The organism is Nocardiopsis sp. ATB16-24 (assembly GCF_030271535.1).
GTDB lineage: Bacteria > Actinomycetota > Actinomycetes > Streptosporangiales > Streptosporangiaceae > Nocardiopsis.
In genome coordinates, this window is record NZ_JASCXJ010000005.1 from 1 (window position 1) to 16,758 (window position 16,758).

Annotated in this window: 15 protein-coding genes; 13 read left to right on the forward strand and 2 right to left on the reverse strand. The window is 72.3% G+C overall.

Going from position 1 to position 16,758, the window contains the following annotated elements:
• The 4 genes from PFX91_RS07595 to PFX91_RS07610 all read left to right on the forward strand — a co-directional run.
• On the forward strand, positions 1-1,094 hold a 1,094-nt coding region (locus PFX91_RS07595), incomplete at its 5' end, for an ATP-binding cassette domain-containing protein (protein ID WP_285730481.1).
• Positions 1,095-1,289: 195 nt separating this feature from the next.
• Positions 1,290-1,454 carry a 50S ribosomal protein L33 gene (gene rpmG, locus PFX91_RS07600; RefSeq protein WP_285730482.1) on the forward strand — a complete coding sequence of 55 codons (165 nt, stop codon included), beginning with the start codon at positions 1,290-1,292 and terminating at the stop codon, positions 1,452-1,454.
• A gap of 39 nt (positions 1,455-1,493) precedes the next feature.
• Entirely contained in the window at positions 1,494-1,742 is a 249-nt protein-coding gene (locus tag PFX91_RS07605) for a type B 50S ribosomal protein L31 (RefSeq protein WP_285730484.1), read from the forward strand.
• A gap of 352 nt (positions 1,743-2,094) precedes the next feature.
• Positions 2,095-4,374, forward strand: a complete 2,280-nt coding sequence (locus tag PFX91_RS07610) for a lysylphosphatidylglycerol synthase transmembrane domain-containing protein (RefSeq protein ID WP_285730774.1) — start codon at positions 2,095-2,097, stop codon at positions 4,372-4,374.
• Positions 4,375-4,540: 166 nt separating this feature from the next.
• Here the strand turns inward: PFX91_RS07610 and PFX91_RS07615 are convergent, their stop codons facing one another.
• Positions 4,541-5,512: a glycosyltransferase family 9 protein gene (locus tag PFX91_RS07615; RefSeq protein WP_285730775.1), complete on the reverse strand. Its 972-nt coding sequence runs from the start codon at positions 5,510-5,512 to the stop codon at positions 4,541-4,543.
• Positions 5,513-5,582: 70 nt separating this feature from the next.
• Entirely contained in the window at positions 5,583-6,002 is a 420-nt protein-coding gene (locus PFX91_RS07620) for a CBS domain-containing protein (protein WP_285730485.1), read from the reverse strand.
• Between the two features lie 331 nt (positions 6,003-6,333).
• On the opposite strand from PFX91_RS07620, the gene PFX91_RS07625 reads away from it, so the two are divergent.
• The 9 genes from PFX91_RS07625 (at position 6,334) to PFX91_RS07665 (ending at position 16,706) form a co-directional block, all read left to right on the forward strand.
• Positions 6,334-7,992 carry a carbamoyltransferase family protein gene (locus PFX91_RS07625; RefSeq protein WP_285730486.1) on the forward strand — a complete coding sequence of 553 codons (1,659 nt, stop codon included), beginning with the start codon at positions 6,334-6,336 and terminating at the stop codon, positions 7,990-7,992.
• Positions 7,989-9,485 (forward strand): HAD-IIIA family hydrolase, encoded by a 1,497-nt coding sequence (locus PFX91_RS07630; protein ID WP_285730487.1) that lies wholly within the window; start codon positions 7,989-7,991, stop codon positions 9,483-9,485. The genes PFX91_RS07625 and PFX91_RS07630 overlap by 4 nt, the downstream gene beginning before the upstream one ends.
• Positions 9,482-10,498: a glycosyltransferase family 9 protein gene (locus PFX91_RS07635; protein ID WP_285730488.1), complete on the forward strand. Its 1,017-nt coding sequence runs from the start codon at positions 9,482-9,484 to the stop codon at positions 10,496-10,498. Before PFX91_RS07630 ends, PFX91_RS07635 begins: the two co-directional genes overlap by 4 nt.
• On the forward strand, positions 10,495-11,535 hold the full coding sequence (locus tag PFX91_RS07640) for a glycosyltransferase (protein ID WP_285730489.1): 1,041 nt from the start codon (positions 10,495-10,497) through the stop codon (positions 11,533-11,535). Before PFX91_RS07635 ends, PFX91_RS07640 begins: the two co-directional genes overlap by 4 nt.
• On the forward strand, positions 11,532-12,785 hold the full coding sequence (locus tag PFX91_RS07645; protein ID WP_285730490.1) for a glycosyltransferase: 1,254 nt from the start codon (positions 11,532-11,534) through the stop codon (positions 12,783-12,785). The genes PFX91_RS07640 and PFX91_RS07645 overlap by 4 nt, the downstream gene beginning before the upstream one ends.
• Complete coding sequence (locus tag PFX91_RS07650; protein ID WP_285730776.1) at positions 12,785-13,375, forward strand: D-sedoheptulose-7-phosphate isomerase; 591 nt, start codon at positions 12,785-12,787, stop codon at positions 13,373-13,375. Before PFX91_RS07645 ends, PFX91_RS07650 begins: the two co-directional genes overlap by 1 nt.
• Complete coding sequence (rfaE2, locus tag PFX91_RS07655) at positions 13,372-14,745, forward strand: D-glycero-beta-D-manno-heptose 1-phosphate adenylyltransferase (protein WP_285730492.1); 1,374 nt, start codon at positions 13,372-13,374, stop codon at positions 14,743-14,745. The genes PFX91_RS07650 and rfaE2 overlap by 4 nt, the downstream gene beginning before the upstream one ends.
• Positions 14,746-14,828: 83 nt before the next feature.
• Complete coding sequence (locus PFX91_RS07660; protein ID WP_285730494.1) at positions 14,829-15,515, forward strand: SDR family oxidoreductase; 687 nt, start codon at positions 14,829-14,831, stop codon at positions 15,513-15,515.
• A 198-nt stretch (positions 15,516-15,713) separates the two neighbouring features.
• On the forward strand, positions 15,714-16,706 hold the full coding sequence (locus tag PFX91_RS07665; RefSeq protein ID WP_285730496.1) for an NAD-dependent epimerase/dehydratase family protein: 993 nt from the start codon (positions 15,714-15,716) through the stop codon (positions 16,704-16,706).
• The last annotated feature ends 52 nt before the right edge of the window (positions 16,707-16,758 follow it).

Below are 16,758 nucleotides of genomic sequence, written 5' to 3' on the forward strand. Positions count from 1 at the left end.
AGGTCGTGGTGATGCGCCACGGTGTGGCGGTGGAGCGGGGTGAGGTGCGCACGGTCCTGTCGGCGCCCGAGCACCCCTACACCCGGGGGTTGTTGGCGGCGGTGCCGCGGGTGGAGGTCTCCCGCGCCCAAAGGCGGGCTCGGGACCGGGCCGACCGTATCGAGCGGGAGAAGCGTCAGGGCAAGGTCACCGAGGCGGGCGAGTTCGCCGCCTTCACCCCGTCCACCCCTTCCGAGGGCTCCACGGAGGAGACCCCCCTGTTGCGGGTGGAGGATGTGGCGCAGCGTTTTGGGGTGCGTGGGGGGTTGTGGGGGCGCTCCACCGATTTTTGGGCGGTCAAGGGGGTCTCCTTCGATCTGTACCGGGGAGAGACGCTGGGCATCGTGGGCGAGTCGGGGTCGGGTAAGAGCACGTTGTCGCGGATGGTGATGCGGTTGTTGGAGCCCACTCGGGGGCGGGTGGTGTTCCAGGGGCGCGATATCACGCATCTGCCCGAGCGGCGGTTGCGGCCGTTGCGGCGGGATGTGCAGATGGTGTTTCAGAATCCGTATTCGTCGTTGAATCCGCGGGTGACGGTGGGGGAGGCGATCGGGACGGCGTTGCGGGTGCAGGGGGAACGCGATGCCGCCAAGATCCGGTTGCGGGTGCAGGAGTTGTTGGAGCGGGTGGGGTTGGAGCCGCGGCATTACAACCGGTTCCCGCACGCGTTCTCGGGGGGTCAGCGGCAGCGGATCGCGATCGCGCGGGCGTTGATCCTCAAGCCGAAGTTGATCATTTGTGATGAGCCGGTGTCGGCGTTGGATGTGTCGACGCAGGATCAGGTGTTGCGGTTGTTGTCGGAGTTGCAGGACGATTTCGGGTTGACCTATATCTTCGTGGCGCATGATCTGGCGGTGGTGCGGCAGGTCAGTGATCGGGTGGCGGTGATGCGTCAGGGGCAGATCGTGGAGATGGGCGATAGCGACGCGGTGTATGAGAATCCGCGTAGTGAGTACACGCGGGGGTTGTTGACGGCCGCGCCGGTGTTGGATCCGGACCAGGCCCGACACCTACGCGCCCAACGCCGACGCGCCCGTGACGAGGCCACCGTCTAGCCCCCGGCCCGGCCTCCCCCGTGCGCGTGCGCCGGTGCCGCCGCGACATCGCGGCGGCACCGGCGCCGTCGTTTCCCGGACTCGGAACCCATGACACCGCCCCCAGGCGAAAGGCCGGGGGAATGTCCCTCCCTCGGTCGGGAATGAAAACTGTTGTCGTCGGCTTGTAGTGCATGGAAACCGGAGGAGGTATCCATGGCACGTACCGAGAACCGACCGGTCGTCAGACTCCGGTCCACCGCGCGTACCGGTCACACCTACGTCACCCGCAAGAACCGGCGCAACACTCCTGACAGGCTCACACTGCGCAAATACGATCCGAGCGTCCGCCGGCACGTCGACTTCCGCGAAGAGCGCTGACGGGCCGTCACCGCCGACCGACTTCCATGAGGGGGACACATGAAACCCGGAATCCACCCCGACTACCACCCGGTCGTCTTCCGCGACCGCGCCGCCGACTTCGCCTTCCTCACCAGGTCCACGGCCACCAGCGACAGGACCATCGAGTGGAGCGACGGCCGCACCTATCCGCTGATCGACGTGGAGATCTCCAGCGCGAGCCACCCCTTCTACACGGGACAGAGCCGTGTGGTGGACACCGCGGGTCGTGTGGAGCGCTTCCAGCGTCGTTACCGGCGCAAGGACTGAGAGAACCGGTCGACGCGGGTCGGACGGTGGGCGTGTCCTCCACCGCCGACCGCGGAACCCGGTCCGTACGCACCGGCCGGCCCTTCCCACCGCTCCCACGACCGGGCCTCCGCGCCCGCAGTGGGACACGGCCGTTCGCCGCAGGAACGGTCGCACGCCGTCCCCGACCGAGGCCGAGAACCGGTCGTACGAAACACCCGTACCCCTGGTGTCTGAATTCCCAGGGGTCGGGCAGTCTGAGAGCGTGACAACCGGAATCGATCCCACCCTCTCCTCCCGTCCCGAGCGTGCCCCACGCAGACCCGTGGACCTCCTCGCGGGCACCGCCGGCCTGTTCGTGGTGGCGGCGACCATGATCATCGTCCGCATGGTCACCGACGGAGTGGAGGTCACCGACCCGGACCGACTGCGTGTCCTGTTGCCCGTCGGACCGCTCCTGCTCGTCGCGGTCGGCGCCAACCTGCTGCTCATCGTCCTGCTCAGCTACGTCGTGCTGCGCACGCTGTTCGCGTCGGGGCCGCGCTCCCTCGTCCGCCCGCTCACCGCGGGGATCGCCGCCTACACCCTCGCCTCACTGATCAACGCCGCCCTCATCACCCTGATCGGACCCGAGCGCCCGCCCAACGCGTTCGCCCCCGACGAGGTCTTCACCAGCGCAGCCCTCGGTTACGTGGCCGCCGTCCTGGCCTTCGTACGCACCATGCCCCCCGGCCTGCCCCGGATCCGCTCGATCCTGTGGGCGGGCAACACCACCGTCGCCGTCTGCGCCCTGCTGGCCGGGGTCACCAGCCTCCTGGGGCTCCTGCTCACCGTTCTGATCGGACTGACCTGCGCGGCACTGGTCCGGTACGCGCTCGGCGCCAGAGCACCGATCCGGCCCGACGGGCGCCTCCACGAGGAGCTCCGCAGGTTCGGACTCACCGTCACCGGCATGGTCCGTGCCGAGGAGGACGAGGACGGAAACCCCCGCTACCTGGCCGAACTCGACGACGGAGGCCGGGCGGAGATCATCGTGCTCAGTTCGGAGAACACCGCCGGGTTCTGGCGGCGCCTGCGCGACCTATTGTTCCTCCGAGGACCCGTCGCGCCCCGGATGCTCTACGGTGTGCGCCGCCGCGCCGAGCACGCCGCCCTGATGAGCTTCTCCGCGCACCAGGCGGGAGCCGCGGTCCCGCGCGTGTTGGCCGTCGGTGAACTCGGACCCGGCACCGTGCTCCTGGCCCGCGAACTGCCGGACTCACGCTCCCTCGACGAACTGGACGACGAGGAACTCACCGACGACCTCCTCGACCTGTGCTGGAGGGAACTGGGGCTGCTGCACCGCCGCCGCCTGGCGCACGGCAACCTCGACGGCGCCACCGTCGGGGTCCTGGGCAGGGAACGCGCCGTCCCCCCGCAGCGCGCCGCGCTCACCGGGCTGGACCGAGGCGCCGTGGCCGCACCCCAGCTCCAGACGGCCCTGGACCAGGCCGCGATGCTCACCCTCCTGGCGATGAGGGTGGGGGCGGAACGGGCGGTGGACTCGGCGGTGCGCGCCCTGGGAGTGCCGGCCACGGCCGCGGTCCTGCCCTTCCTCCAGCCCGCGGGGCTGCCCTACACGCTGCGCGTGAGCCTGCGCGCGGACCGTTCGCTCCTGGGACGACTACGGGAGAGCGTGGGAGGCATCGCCCCGGAGGCGCCCTCGGAACCGGCCCGCCTGGAACGGATGCGGCCCCGCACCATCGTCAGCGTCATCGTCGCCACCGCCGTCGGTCTGATCCTGCTGTACCAGCTCACCGGGGTGGACTTCAGCACGATCGGCCAGGCCGAACCGGGCTGGGCGGTGGCGGCGGTCGCCGCGTCCGTGGTGTGCACGGTCTCCGCCGCGATGGTCCTCATCGGTTTCGTTCCCGTACCACTGCCGTGGTGGCGGACCCTGATGGTCCAGTACGCCGGGTCCTTCGTGCGCATCGCCGCGCCCGCGGGACTGGGGTCGATCGCGGTCAACACCCGGTTCGTCACCAGGGCCGGGGTGTCCACCTCCCTGGCCCTGTCTGCGGTGGGCCTCAGCCAACTGGTCGGCTTCCTGGTGCACGTGCCGCTGTTGCTGGTGTGCGCCTACCTGACGGGCACCTCCTACTGGACGAGGTTCACGCCGTCCCCCACCGTCGTGGTGATCAGTATCGCCGGAACGGTCGCGGTGGGCGTCGTTCTGCTGCTGCCCCGACTCAGGCACGCCATCGCCGCCAGGGTGCGCCCCTACCTGCGCGGAGTGCTGCCCCGGTTGTTGGACACGCTCCAGAGCCCCTCCAGCCTGGTGCTCGGTTTCGGGGGGACGCTCCTGTTGACCGTGGCGTTCGTGCTGTGTCTGCATTTTTCGGTGCTGGCCTTCGCCACCCCCGAGACGGAGGTGAGTCTGGCCGCGGTCGCGGTGGTCTTCCTGGCCGGCAACGCGATCGGCTCGGCGGCGCCCACACCGGGCGGTCTGGGAGCGGTGGAGGCCGCACTGATCGGCGGACTGACCGCCGTCGTGGGGGTGTCCGCGGCCGTCGCGCTGCCCGCGGTCCTGCTGTTTCGCCTGTTGACCTTCTGGCTTCCGGTCCTGCCGGGCTGGGCGGCCTTCAGTCACCTCCAGCGTCGCGAGTTGATCTGACCCGGACCGGCGGCGGAACGAGCGCGGGCAGGGCGTCGACGACCGTCCCCCCCCGGGGGGGACGGTCGTGCATCCTGGGGTGGGAGATCGCCGACCCGTACGGTGCGCCGCTTTCGGGGCAAGAGCGGCCCGGACCGATCCCGTGGCCGATGGGGAGGGTGTGGAATCAGGGGCCGTCGGCGTGTTCGACGGCGTCGCGTTCCCGAACGGAGGTCGCCGCCAGCAGCTCCTCACACGCGAAGAGCGCCTCCTCGACCCCGATCGCCTCCAACCCCGGGTCCAAGGTCGAGGCGTGGGGGTCGCCGAGGAGTCCCGCCCACAGGCACAGGTGGATCTCCCGGTCCACCCGAGGCCCCCACAGCCGGGGCGAGACGGGACCGAACAGGCGTACCGACGGTGTGCCGTAGGCGGTGGCCAGGTGGCCGATTCCGGTGTCCCCGCACACCACCAGACGGGCCCCGGCCACCAGGCGTGCCAGCAGGTGCAGGGAGGTGCGTCCGGCCAGGACCGACCCCGGGGCGAGTCCGGCGGTGTCGGCCACCCGTGCGGCCAGAACGGTCTCGCCCTCCGTACCGGTCACCAGCACCCGGAGCCCGCGCGAGGCCAGGTGGGCGGCCACCCGGGCGAAGCGTTCGGCGGGCCAGCGGCGTGACTCCGAGGCGGCACCGGGGTGGACGATCGCGGTCCCCGCGATGTCGGTTCCGCCCTGCCTCCCGCCCCGGACCGGAGAAGGCCACCTGATGTCGTCGGGATCCGCGGCCACGCCGTGCAGGCGCAACAGGCGACACCAGATCTCGACGTCGTGCATCTGCCCAGGCCAGGCGGGCCCCGGCCACCGTGGTGCGCCAGGGTGCTCGTGGGTCCACAACCGCTTCGGTGCCAAGGAGGCCAACGCCGCCGTGCTCTGCGGCCCGCGGCCGTGCAGGTTGACCGCCAACGCGGGGGTGGGGACACCGTCCGGTGCGCACAGGGGCTCGGTCGGCACCACCTCCCAGCGCAGCCCGGCCAGGGACACCAGGTGCCGGTACCAGGAGGGGCCCGCCAGGACGCGGTGCCAGGAGGGCAGCGCCCTCTCCAACGCACGCAGCGCGGGGACGGCCGTGGCGAAGTCGCCGAGCCCCAGGGCGCGTGCCACCAGCAAGGACGGCCCCCTTCCACCCGGGTCCTCCAGCTCGGGTGGAAGGGGGCGCACGTGCGCGCCGAGGCGCTCAGCGGTTGGGGTCGGCCGAGCTGACATCGGACAGAGCCGACTTGTCGTCGATCGCCTGGGCCAGGTCTCCCATGGTCACCATGCCCACGACGCGGTCGCCGTCCACGACGGGAAGGCGACGCAGGGCGTTGGTGCGCATCATGTCCACCGCGTCGCGGATCCCGCTCTGGGGCGGGATGGTGGCCACCTCGGAGCTACAGACCTCCTCGGCGGTGTGCTCGCGGGGATCGCCGCCCTCGGCGACACAGCGCACCACGATGTCGCGGTCGGTCAGGATGCCCATGATCCTGTTGTCGCGGGTCACGACCACGTCGCCCACGTCCGCGTCGCGCATGATCTCCGCAGCCTCGTGCAGTGACGTGTCCGGTGAGACCGTGCGGACCGGGCTGCTCATCACCTCGTCGATGCTTCGCACCATGGTCCTGCTCCTTTCGTCCCGGATCGTGCCCGGGCCGTGCGCCCCTGACCGCGGAGCCGGCGATCCCGGCACGGGACGGGGGCGGACACCGCCCGCTCTCACCCGTCCCATAGCCCACATCCCATGTGGCAAACATGGCCTTTGGGGCGTTGTGGGACGTCACCGGAAGTTCCGGCGCGCATGCGAAGGGGGTCGCCCCCACACCCGAGTCGGGCCAGGTAGACGGCCGGTGACCGCCCAGGGCCCATGTTTAGCGCCCGCTGCGGCTGGTAGTCGAGTGAGTGCGCTCGGCGTCTGAGTGCCCAGACCTCGACCAGGAGGGAGCGGTCACATGCGCATCCTCGGTGTCAACGCCGTCTTCCATGACCCAGCCGCGGCACTCGTCGTGGACGGGCGAACGGTCGCGGCCGCGGAGGAGGAACGCTTCTCGCGACGCAAGCACGGCAAGGAGGCGGTCCCCTTCTCGGCCTGGGAACTACCGGTACAGTCGATGCGCTGGTGCCTGGAGCACGCTGGGCTGCGCCCCGCCGACCTGGACGCCGTCACCTACTCCTACGATCCATCGCTGGCCGACCCCGAGGGACCCGGACAGGACCGCGGCTGGGAGCGGCTGCGCCTGTTCTACGTCGAACGCGCACCGTACTTCCTGGCCACCGCCCTGCCGGGCCTGGACCCGGCCAAGGTCAGCTACGTACCTCACCACGTCGCACACGCGGCCTCCGCCGGACTCGCCGCCCCACCCGAGGCCGGAGGCGGCGAGTGCGCGGTGTTCGTGGCCGACGGACGGGGGGAGAGCACCTCGCACCTGGCGGGCGTCTACACCGGTGGGCAGCTGGAGGTACTGGCCCGCCAACCACTGCCCGAGTCCCTCGGTCTGGTCTATGAGGAGCTCACCGAGCACGTGGGTTTCCACCGCTCCAGCGACGAGTACAAGGTGATGGCCCTGGCCTCCTACGGTGAGCCCACCATGCTCGACCGGATCCGTGAGCACGTCCGCTACGAGGGGGACGGCCTGCTCCGGGCCTCGGGTGTGGACTGGAAGTCCCTCGCCGCACCGTGCCCGCCCGGGCAGGAACCCTCCAAGGAACACGCCGACCTCGCCGCCAGTGTGCAGACCGCGATGGAGGAGGCCCTGCTGGGCGTGCTCGGCTGGCTGCACCGGCGAACGGGACGCGCACACCTGACGATGGCCGGGGGAGTGGCGCTCAACTGCGTGGCCAACAGCCGCATCGTACGTGAGGGCCCCTTCGAACACGTCTGGGTGCAACCGGCCTCCGGCGACGCCGGCACGGCCCTGGGCGGCGCCCTGCACCTGGCCTCGCTGGTGGAGGACGGCGTCGCTCCCATGCCCGGTGCGGACCTGGGCCGTTCGTGGGACGAGGACGACCTGTGGGAGCTGCTGCGCGAGGCGGACGTGGAGTTCGAGCGCCCCGAGGACCTGGCCGACACCGTGGCCCGGGCGCTGAACGACAACGCCCTGGTGGCCTGGTTCCAGGGCGCCTCGGAGTACGGGCCCCGCGCCCTGGGACACCGCTCCCTGCTCGCCAACCCCGCCTATCCGGACAACCTCGAACGACTCAACCGGGTCAAGGGCCGCGAACGGTTCCGGCCCGTCGCTCCGATGGTCTCCGAGCGCAGGGCGGCGGAGATCTTCTCCGGAGGCCCCCTGCCCAGCCCCTACATGCTCTTCGTCCACGACGTGCACCCCGCCTGGCGCGAACGCGTGCCCGCCGTGGTCCATGTGGACGGTACCGCGCGAGTACAGACCGTCTCCGCCGAGGACGACCCCCTCACCGCGCGCCTGCTGGACCGCTTCGAGGAGCACAGCGGCACGCCCGTGCTGGTCAACACCAGCCTGAACACCGCGGGACGCCCCATGGTCGACTCACCGCGCGACGCCCTGGAATGTTTCGGCTCGGCGCCCGTGGACCTGCTGGCGCTGGGACCGTTCATCGTCCGACGCCACTCGCGTCAGGGGGCCCTGCGGTGAACGCGCCCCGCTACGCGGTCGTCGTGCCGACCGTGGGGCGCCACACCCTGCCCCGCGTGCTCCGGCCCCTGATCAACGCACCGCCCGAAGCGGCCCCCGAGGAGATCGTCGTCGCCGACGACCGACCCCCGGACCGCACGGAACCCCTGCCCGGCACGGACCACGCCCGGATACGCGTGCTGCGCACCGGCGGCGGCGGACCCGCCGCCGCACGCCAGGCCGGATGGCACTCCTGTCGTAGCGAGTGGATCGCCTTCCTGGACGACGACGTCGCCCCACCCGAGGACTGGCCCCGGAAACTGTGCGCCGACCTCGCCTCCCTGCCCGCCGAGGTGGCGGCGAGCCAGGGCCGCATCACGGTGCCCCCGCCCCAAGGGCGCGGCCCGACCGACGCCGAGCGCGTCGTCCTGGCGTTACAGGGCGCCCCCTGGATCACCGCCGACATGGCCTACCGCCGCAGCGTCCTGGAGGAGGTGGGCGGATTCGACACCCGCTTCCCACGGGCCTACAGGGAGGACACCGACCTGGCACTGCGTGTGGAGGACGCCGGGTACACCCTGGTCGGAGGCGAACGCGAGTGCGTGCACCCCCTGCGTTCGGGCGGCCGTCTGGCCAGCCTCTCCGCCCAGCGAGGCAACGTCGACAACGCGCTGATGGACCGTCTGCACGGGCGCGGCTGGCGCCGCCGGGTCGGGGAAGGACCCGGAGGACTACGCGGACACGTCGTGACCACGGCCGCGCTCCTGGGCGCCGCGGGGGCCGCACTGGGCGGATACCGGACGGCATCGGCGGCTCTGGGCGCCCTGTGGGCGGTGCGCACCGCCCGTTTGGCCGGAGAACGGATCGCGGGGGGAGCGGCGACCGCCGCCGAGATCACCGACATGGCGGTCAGCAGCGCGCTCATCCCGCCCCTGGCCTGCTGGCAGCGCGTACGCGGAGAGATCCGCCACCTGCGGGCGCGACCGGCCCCCGCCGTACGGGCGATCCTGTTCGACAGGGACGGCACCCTGGTCGAGGACGTCCCCTACAACGGAGACCCCGACAAGGTACGTCCCACACCCGCCGCCGCCCGGGCGCTGGACCTGGCACGCCGCTCCGGACTCGCCGTGGGCGTGGTCACCAACCAGTCGGGCATCGCCCGTGGGCTGCTCACCCCGGCCCAGGTCCACGCGGTCAATCGGCGGGTGGAGGAGCTGCTCGGCCCCTTCGACGTCTGGCGGATGTGCCCGCATGGGGACGAGGACGGCTGTGCCTGCCGCAAACCGGAGCCCGGCATGATCGACTCCGCCGCCGAGGAACTGGGTGTGCTCGCCTGTCAGTGCGCCCTGATCGGCGACATCGGCTCCGACGTCGAGGCGGCGCGCGCGGCGGGCGCGCGGGGAGTGCTCGTCCCCACCGCCGCGACCCTGGACGTCGAGGTCCGCGCCGCGCCCGAGACCGCCCCCGACCTGGAGGCGGCCGTCCTACGCCTCCTGGGAGGGGGCACCCGGTGAACGGTGGCACCGTGCTCATCGCACGCCTGGACAGCATGGGAGACGTCCTGCTGTCCGGCCCCGCGGTACGCGCCGTCGCCCACGGGGCCGACCGGGTGGTCTACCTGGCGGGCCCTCGGGGAGCGGAGGCCGCCGCGCTGCTTCCCGGCGTGGACAGGATCCTGACCTGGTGCGCCCCCTGGATCGCCGCGGACCCCCCGCCGGTGGACCGGAGGGAGGTCACCGACCTGGTCGGGCGCCTGTCCGGTCTCGGCCTGGACGCCGCGGTGCTGCTGACCTCCTTCCACCAGTCGCCCCTGCCCCTGGCCCTGCTCCTGCGCATGGCGGGGGTGCCCCGGATCTCCGCCGTCAGTGAGGACTACCCGGGCAGTCTGCTCGACGTACGCCACCACGTGGCCCATGGCATCCCCGAGTCCGAACGGATGCTCTCCCTGGCGGAGGCGGCCGGGTACCCGCCACCTCCGGGAGAGACGGGACGCCTGGCCGTGCGCCGACCCCTGCCCGACACCCGCTGGTTGACCGGACCGGACGGGTACGCGGTGGTCCACGTGGGCGCCGACGCCCCCTCCAGGGAACTGCCGCCCGACCTGGCCGCCAAGACCGTCGCCGCGCTCACCGAACGCGGACATCGGGTCCTGGTCACCGGCTCGGCGGACGAGGCGGACCTGGCGGCCGAGGTGGCCGCGCACGGTGGCACGGACCTGGCCGGGCGTACCACCGTCGCGGCGTTGGCCGACGTGCTCGACCGCGCCGCCGTCCTGGTCGCGGGCAACACCGGTCCCGCCCACCTGGCCGCCGCGGTCGGCACACCCGTGGTCTCCCTCTTCTCCCCGGTCGTGCCCGCCTCGGCCTGGGCCCCCTACGGAACCCCGGTCCGGGTCCTGGGAGACCAGCGGGCGCCCTGCGCCGACACGCGGGCCCGCACCTGTCCGGTGCCGGGCCACCCGTGTCTGGCCTCGGTGTCCTCCGACGACGTCCTGACCGCAGTCGACGAACTCCTGGGGGAACGATGACCGTCCAGAACCCGGCGCCGACCGCCCCGACCGACATGGCCCAGGGCCGGGCACGCACACCCGCGCGCGTCCTGAGGATCCTGCTATGGCACGTGCACGGATCGTGGACGACCGCGTTCGTCCACGGGGGACACACCTGCATGCTGCCGGTGACCCCCGACCGCGGACCGGACGGGCGGGGCCGCGCGCGCACCTGGGACTGGCCGGCCAACGCCGTGGAACTTCCGTGGGACCGGATGCGAGGAAGCGGGCCCGACCTGGTGATCCTCCAACGTCCGCACGAGATCGCTCTGGCCGAGCGGCTCCTGGGCCGCACCCTGGGCCGGGACGTGCCCGCCCTCTACGTCGAGCACAACACCCCCCGCGGCGACGTTCCGCTCACCCGTCACCCCGTGGCGGACCGCGCCGACATCCCGGTCGTGCACGTCACCTACTTCAACGATCTGTTCTGGGACTGCGGGCGCGCCCCCACCCACGTGATCGAGCACGGGGTCCCCGACCCCGGACACCGCTACACGGGTGAGATCGCCCGCGCGGGCGTGGTGCTCAACGAACCCCTGCGGCGCTGGCGCTTCACCGGAACCGACCTGCTGCCCGGGCTCGCCCGTCGGGTGCCGCTGGACCTGTTCGGGATGGACGTGGCGGGGGTCCCCGACCACCTCGCACTGCCCCCCGCCCGACTGCGCGCCCACGAGGACCTGCCCCAGGGCGCCATGCACGAGCAGCTCGCCCGCCGCCGCTCCTACGTCCACCCCCTGCGTTGGACGTCGCTCGGCCTGTCCCTCATCGAGGCCATGATGCTCGGACTTCCCGTCGCCGTCCTGGGGACCACCGAGGCCCACGAGGCGGTACCGCCCGAGGCGGGTGTCGTCTCGACCGACCCACGAGTACTCGCCGAGGCGCTGCACGCCTTCCACCAGGACGGCGCCCTGGCCTCGCGCACCGGCACGGCCGCACGGGCGGCGGCGCTGCGCCGCTACGGGCTCACCAGGTTCCTCGATGAGTGGGACCGGGTGCTACAGGAGGTGACGTCATGAGGATCGCCATGGTCTCCGAACACGCCAGCCCGCTGGCGGCGATCAGCGGGGAGGACGCCGGCGGCCAGAACGTGCACGTGGCCGAACTGGCCGCGGCGTTGGCGGCCAGGGGACACGAGGTCGTCGTCTACACGCGCCGCACCGACGCCGAGCTTCCCGACACCGTGCCCCTGGGGCGGGGGGTGCGCGTGGAACACGTGCGCGCAGGTCCGGCCGCGACGATCAGCAAGGACGAACTGCCCCGGTACATGCCCGAGTTCGCGCAGCGGCTACGGGCCGCCTGGCGCGTCCACAGGCCCGACGTCGTCCACGCCCACTTCTGGATGAGCGGCTTCGCCTCGCTGCGCGCGGCCAACACCCTGGATCTGCCGGTGTTGCAGACCTTCCACGCTCTGGGCACAGTCAAGCGCCGACACCAGGGCACGGAGGACACCAGCCCCATCGAGCGCATCCCGACCGAGCGCGCGGTGGCCCGCCAGTGCGACATGGTCGTGGCCACCTCCACGGACGAAGGACGAGAACTGGGGGAGTGGGGCGTCCCGCCCGACCGTGTCGCGGTCGTGCCCTGCGGTGTGGACACCGGACGCTTCACCCCCCAAGGGCCGCGCGCCTCCAGAGGCGACCGGCCGCGCCTGCTCAGCCTGGGTCGCCTGGTCAAACGCAAGGGTGTGGACACGGTGATCCGCGCGCTGGCCGAGGTGCCCGAGGCCGAACTGGTCATCGCCGGCGGAGCCGACCGGGAACGCCTGTGGACCCAGCCCGAGGCGGTACGGCTGCGCATGGTCGCCGAGCGCATGGGCGTGATCGACCGGGTCCACTTCCTGGGATGCGTCGACCGCCACGAGGTCCCCGCGCTGCTCAGGTCGGTCGACGTCGCCGTCAACGTGCCCTGGTACGAGCCGTTCGGCATCTCCACCGTCGAGGCGATGGCCTGCGGTGTCCCGGTGGTGGCCTCGCGTGTGGGCGGCCACCTGGACACCGTCGTCCACGGTCGGACCGGGCTGCTCGTACCACCACGCTCCCCCGAGAGGCTGGGCCGGGCCGTGCGCTGGCTGCTCTCGGACGAGGCGACCAGGACCTCCTTCGCCGAGGCGGCGGCCGAGCGCGCCCGAGAACACTACTCCTGGGCGGAGGTGGCCCGACGTACCGAGGAGTGCTTCCTGAGCCGCGTCGCCGGCGCACGGATCCCGGCCCAGCGCGCGGACCACAGCACGCCGGTGGGCACCACGGCCATGGGGGGCGAGGAATGATGCACACGCACCTGAGAAGGCTCAACTCCGCCCTGGAGGGCACGGACGCGGCCCGCGTCGAGCGGTGGGGAGCCCGCGCCGCCCGGGAGCTGCGCCGGGGGCAGCGCCTCTTCGCCTGCGGCAACGGCGGCAGCGCGGCCGAGGCCCAGCACCTGACCGCGGAACTGACGGGACGCTTCGAGGGCGAACGCGCGCCCCTGTCGGCGATCGCGCTGCACACGGACACCTCCAGCCTCACCGCCATCGCCAACGACTACGGCTACCACCAGGTCTACGCGCGTCAACTACGCGCACACGCCCGCCCGGGCGACCTCCTGGTGTGCATGTCCACCAGCGGTGGCAGCGAGAACGTCGTCGCCGCGGCCAAGGCCGCGCACGAACTCGGGGTCCTGTGCTGGGCGATGACCGGGCCCGGCCCCAACGCCCTGGAGTCGCTCAGCGACGAGACGGTCACGGTTCCCGCGCCGCACACCTCGACCGTGCAGGAGGTGCACCTGGCGCTGGTCCACGTGTTCTGCGCGGCGGTGGACCGGGAGTTGGCCGCGGAAGGGCCCGGAGTGTTCGTGCCCGCGCGGAGGGCGGCCACATGAGCGCCGGACCCGTGGTGGTGGTCGGCGACGCCCTGCTGGACGTGGACCTGCGCGGGGTGTCCCACCGCGACTGCCCCGACGCGCCCGCGCCCGTACTGGAGGAGACCGAGGCCTGGTACCGCCCCGGCGGCGCCGCCCTGGCGGCCCTGTGTGCCGGAGAAGGCGGACGCGAGGTGGTCCTGGTGACCGCTGTCGGCCGCGACGAGGCCGCGGACGACCTCGCCCGGCTCCTGGAGGGAAGGGTCGCGCTGGTGGGCCTGCCGCTGATGGAGCGCACACCCACCAAGACCCGACTCCAGGCCAACGGGCGCACCGTGGCCCGCCTGGACCAGGGGTGCGACGGCGTGGAGCGGACCGCCTCCCGTGAGGCCGTACGCGAGGCCCTGGCCGAGGCCTCGGCCGTGCTGGTCGCCGACTACGGACACGGACTCCTCCGCCAGAACACCGTACGCGAGGCCCTGGCCGCACACGCCCCCGGTGTCCCGCTCGTGTGGGATCCGCACCCGCGCGGTGCGGCGCCCCTGCCGGGGGCGTGGCTGGTCACACCCAACGCGACCGAGGCGCGCGTGGCCGAAGACGGGGGCGAACGCGTCCTGCGTCGGGCGAGCGCCCTGGCCAGGACGTGGGGCGCGCGTTCCGTGGCGCTCACCCTCGGCGCCCGGGGCGCGGCGTGGGCCGACGCCTCCGGGCGGGCCGTCCTGGTGCCCGGGGAGCCCGTGGAGACACCGACGGACACCTGCGGTGCGGGGGACGCCTTCGCCGCCGCGTGCGCCGTGGCGCTGGCCGACGGAACGCACGTACGTCGGGCCGTCCACCACGCGGTCTCCACGGCGTCGGATTTCGTGGCCCGGGGCGGAGCCTCGGCCCACACACGCCCGCGTCCGGACACACCGGCGGAGTCCCGACCCATCGACGGCGTCGCGGGCAAGGAGAGACGGCGGAGGGTCGTGGCCACGGGCGGATGCTTCGACGTCCTGCATCCCGGGCACGTCGACCTGCTGCGCCGGGCCCGGGCCCTGGGGGACCGCCTCGTGGTGCTGCTCAACAGCGACTCCTCCGTGCGCTCGCTCAAGGGCGGCGGCAGGCCGGTCGTGGGCGAGCAGGACCGGGCCCGCGTGCTCTCCGCGCTCGACTGCGTGGACGAGGTCATCGTGTTCGACGAGACCACGCCCGTACGCGCCCTGTCGCGGCTGCGGCCCGACGTGTGGGTCAAGGGCGGCGACTACGACGTGGAGGACCTACCCGAGACACCCGTGGTGAGAAGCAACGGAGGAGAGGTCGTCACCGTGCCGTTGGTACCGGGCCACTCCACGACCGGGCTGCTCACCCGGATCCGCGGCCGAGGACGCGACGGGGTGTCCGTCCTGTGAGGACCGCCGCGTCCGCACCGGACGCCGACAGACCGCAGGCCGAATGCCGGCCACCGACATCCATCTGAGGAACGGGGGAAGAGATGCGTCCACTCGGAAACACGCTGATCACCGGAGGCGCTTCGGGACTGGGGGCGGCCACGGCCCTGGCCGTGGCCGCCGAAGGGGGAAGGCCGATCATCCTGGACAGGCGGCACCCCGGTAACGACATGCCCTTCGAACAGGTCGACCTGGCCGACCGGGAGGCGGTCGAACGGGCCGTGCGGCGGGTCGGCGTCGAGCACGGAAGGATCGACGCCCTGGTCAACGCGGCCGGGACCGACGCCTGTGGCACCCTCACCGACGTGTCCGCCGAGGACTGGGAACGGGTCGTCCAGGTCAACCTGCTCGGCACCGTCTCGGTGACCCGCGCGGCCCTTCCACACCTGCGCGCGTCCCAGGGCACGGTCGTCAACTGCGCCTCCACCCTCGGACTGCGCGCTCTGAGCGACGCCACCGCCTACTGCGCCTCCAAGTTCGGGGTCGTGGGCTTCACCCGGGCTCTGGCCGCCGAACTCGCCGGCCAGGTCGGGGTGACGCTCCTGATCCCCGGAGGCATGAGCACGTCCTTCTTCGACGGCCGCCCGGAACAGTACAAACCCGGCCCGGACGCCAAGCTCAACGCGCCCGAGGACGTGGCCCGCACGGTGCTCTTCGCGCTGCGTCAGCCACCCGGTTGCGAGGTACGGGAGATGGTCGTCTGCCCCTCCCAAGAGACCTCCTGGCCCTGAGGACCGTCCGGTGAGGAGTCGCGCCGCCCCGACACGGGCCGCGACGCGACGGAAGGCCGGGGGAGCACACGGCCGGGGGGTCGGCGGGGCTCCGGAGGCGCCCCCGGCTCCGAAGGAGACCGCCCCCGGGACCCTCGAAGAGCAGGAGCCCCGGAAGAACACTGCCTGGGAAGACGGCGAGACCTGGAGGTGGGCGATATGAGGGAACCCGCGCCGAGAGGTACTGTCCTGGTCACCGGTGGCGCCGGATTCATCGGCTCCCATCTGTGCGAACGGCTGCTGGAGAGGGGCGCACGCGTGGTGTGCCTGGACAACTTCGCGACCGGCCGCGCGGAGAACGTGGGACACCTGGCCGGACACCCCTCGTTCGAGCTGAGGGAGGCCGATCTCACCGAGCCGTTCACGATGGACGAACCCGTGACCACGGTCTTCCACCTGGCCTCGGCCGCGTCACCGCCGGACTACCTGCGCCTGCCGGTGGAGACGTTGGAGGTGGGCAGCCTGGGCACCCGCAACGTCCTGGAACTGGCGGGTGAGCACGGTGCGCGCGTGGTCCTGGCCTCCACCAGTGAGATCTACGGGGATCCACTGGAGTACCCGCAACGCGAGACCTACTGGGGCAACGTCAACCCGATCGGGCCGCGCAGCGTCTACGACGAGGCCAAACGCTACGCCGAGTCGTTGACGATGGCCCACCACCGTGCGCGGGGGACCAGCGTGGGCATCGCCAGGATCTTCAACTGCTACGGGCCGCGCATGCGCGCCGACGACGGCCGGATGGTGCCCACCTTCCTCAACCAGGCCCTGGAGGGCCGACCCCTGACGGTGGCCGGGGACGGCCACCAGACCAGGTCGCTGTGCTACGTGGAGGACACCGTGCGGGGCCTGCTCGCCCTGGCCGACAGCGCCGTGACGGGACCGGTCAACATCGGCAGCGACGAGGAACTGTCCGTGCTGAGCCTGGCCCGTATCGTACTGAGCGTGACCGGGGCCCGCGGCGGGATCACGTTCATCGAACGCCCGCAGGACGACCCGCGCTACCGCAGGCCCGACATCCGGTTGGCCGAGGAGGCCCTGGACTGGCGTCCGCGCATACGCCTGGAGGAGGGGCTGCGCCGAACACTCGCCTACTTCGTGGAGCAGCGCTCCCGCTACGACGGCCTTCCCGAGGGGGCCACACCGGCCAACTAATGCACCGGGGGCCTCGACGCGGACCGTCTGGGACCAAGGAGGCCACGTCTTC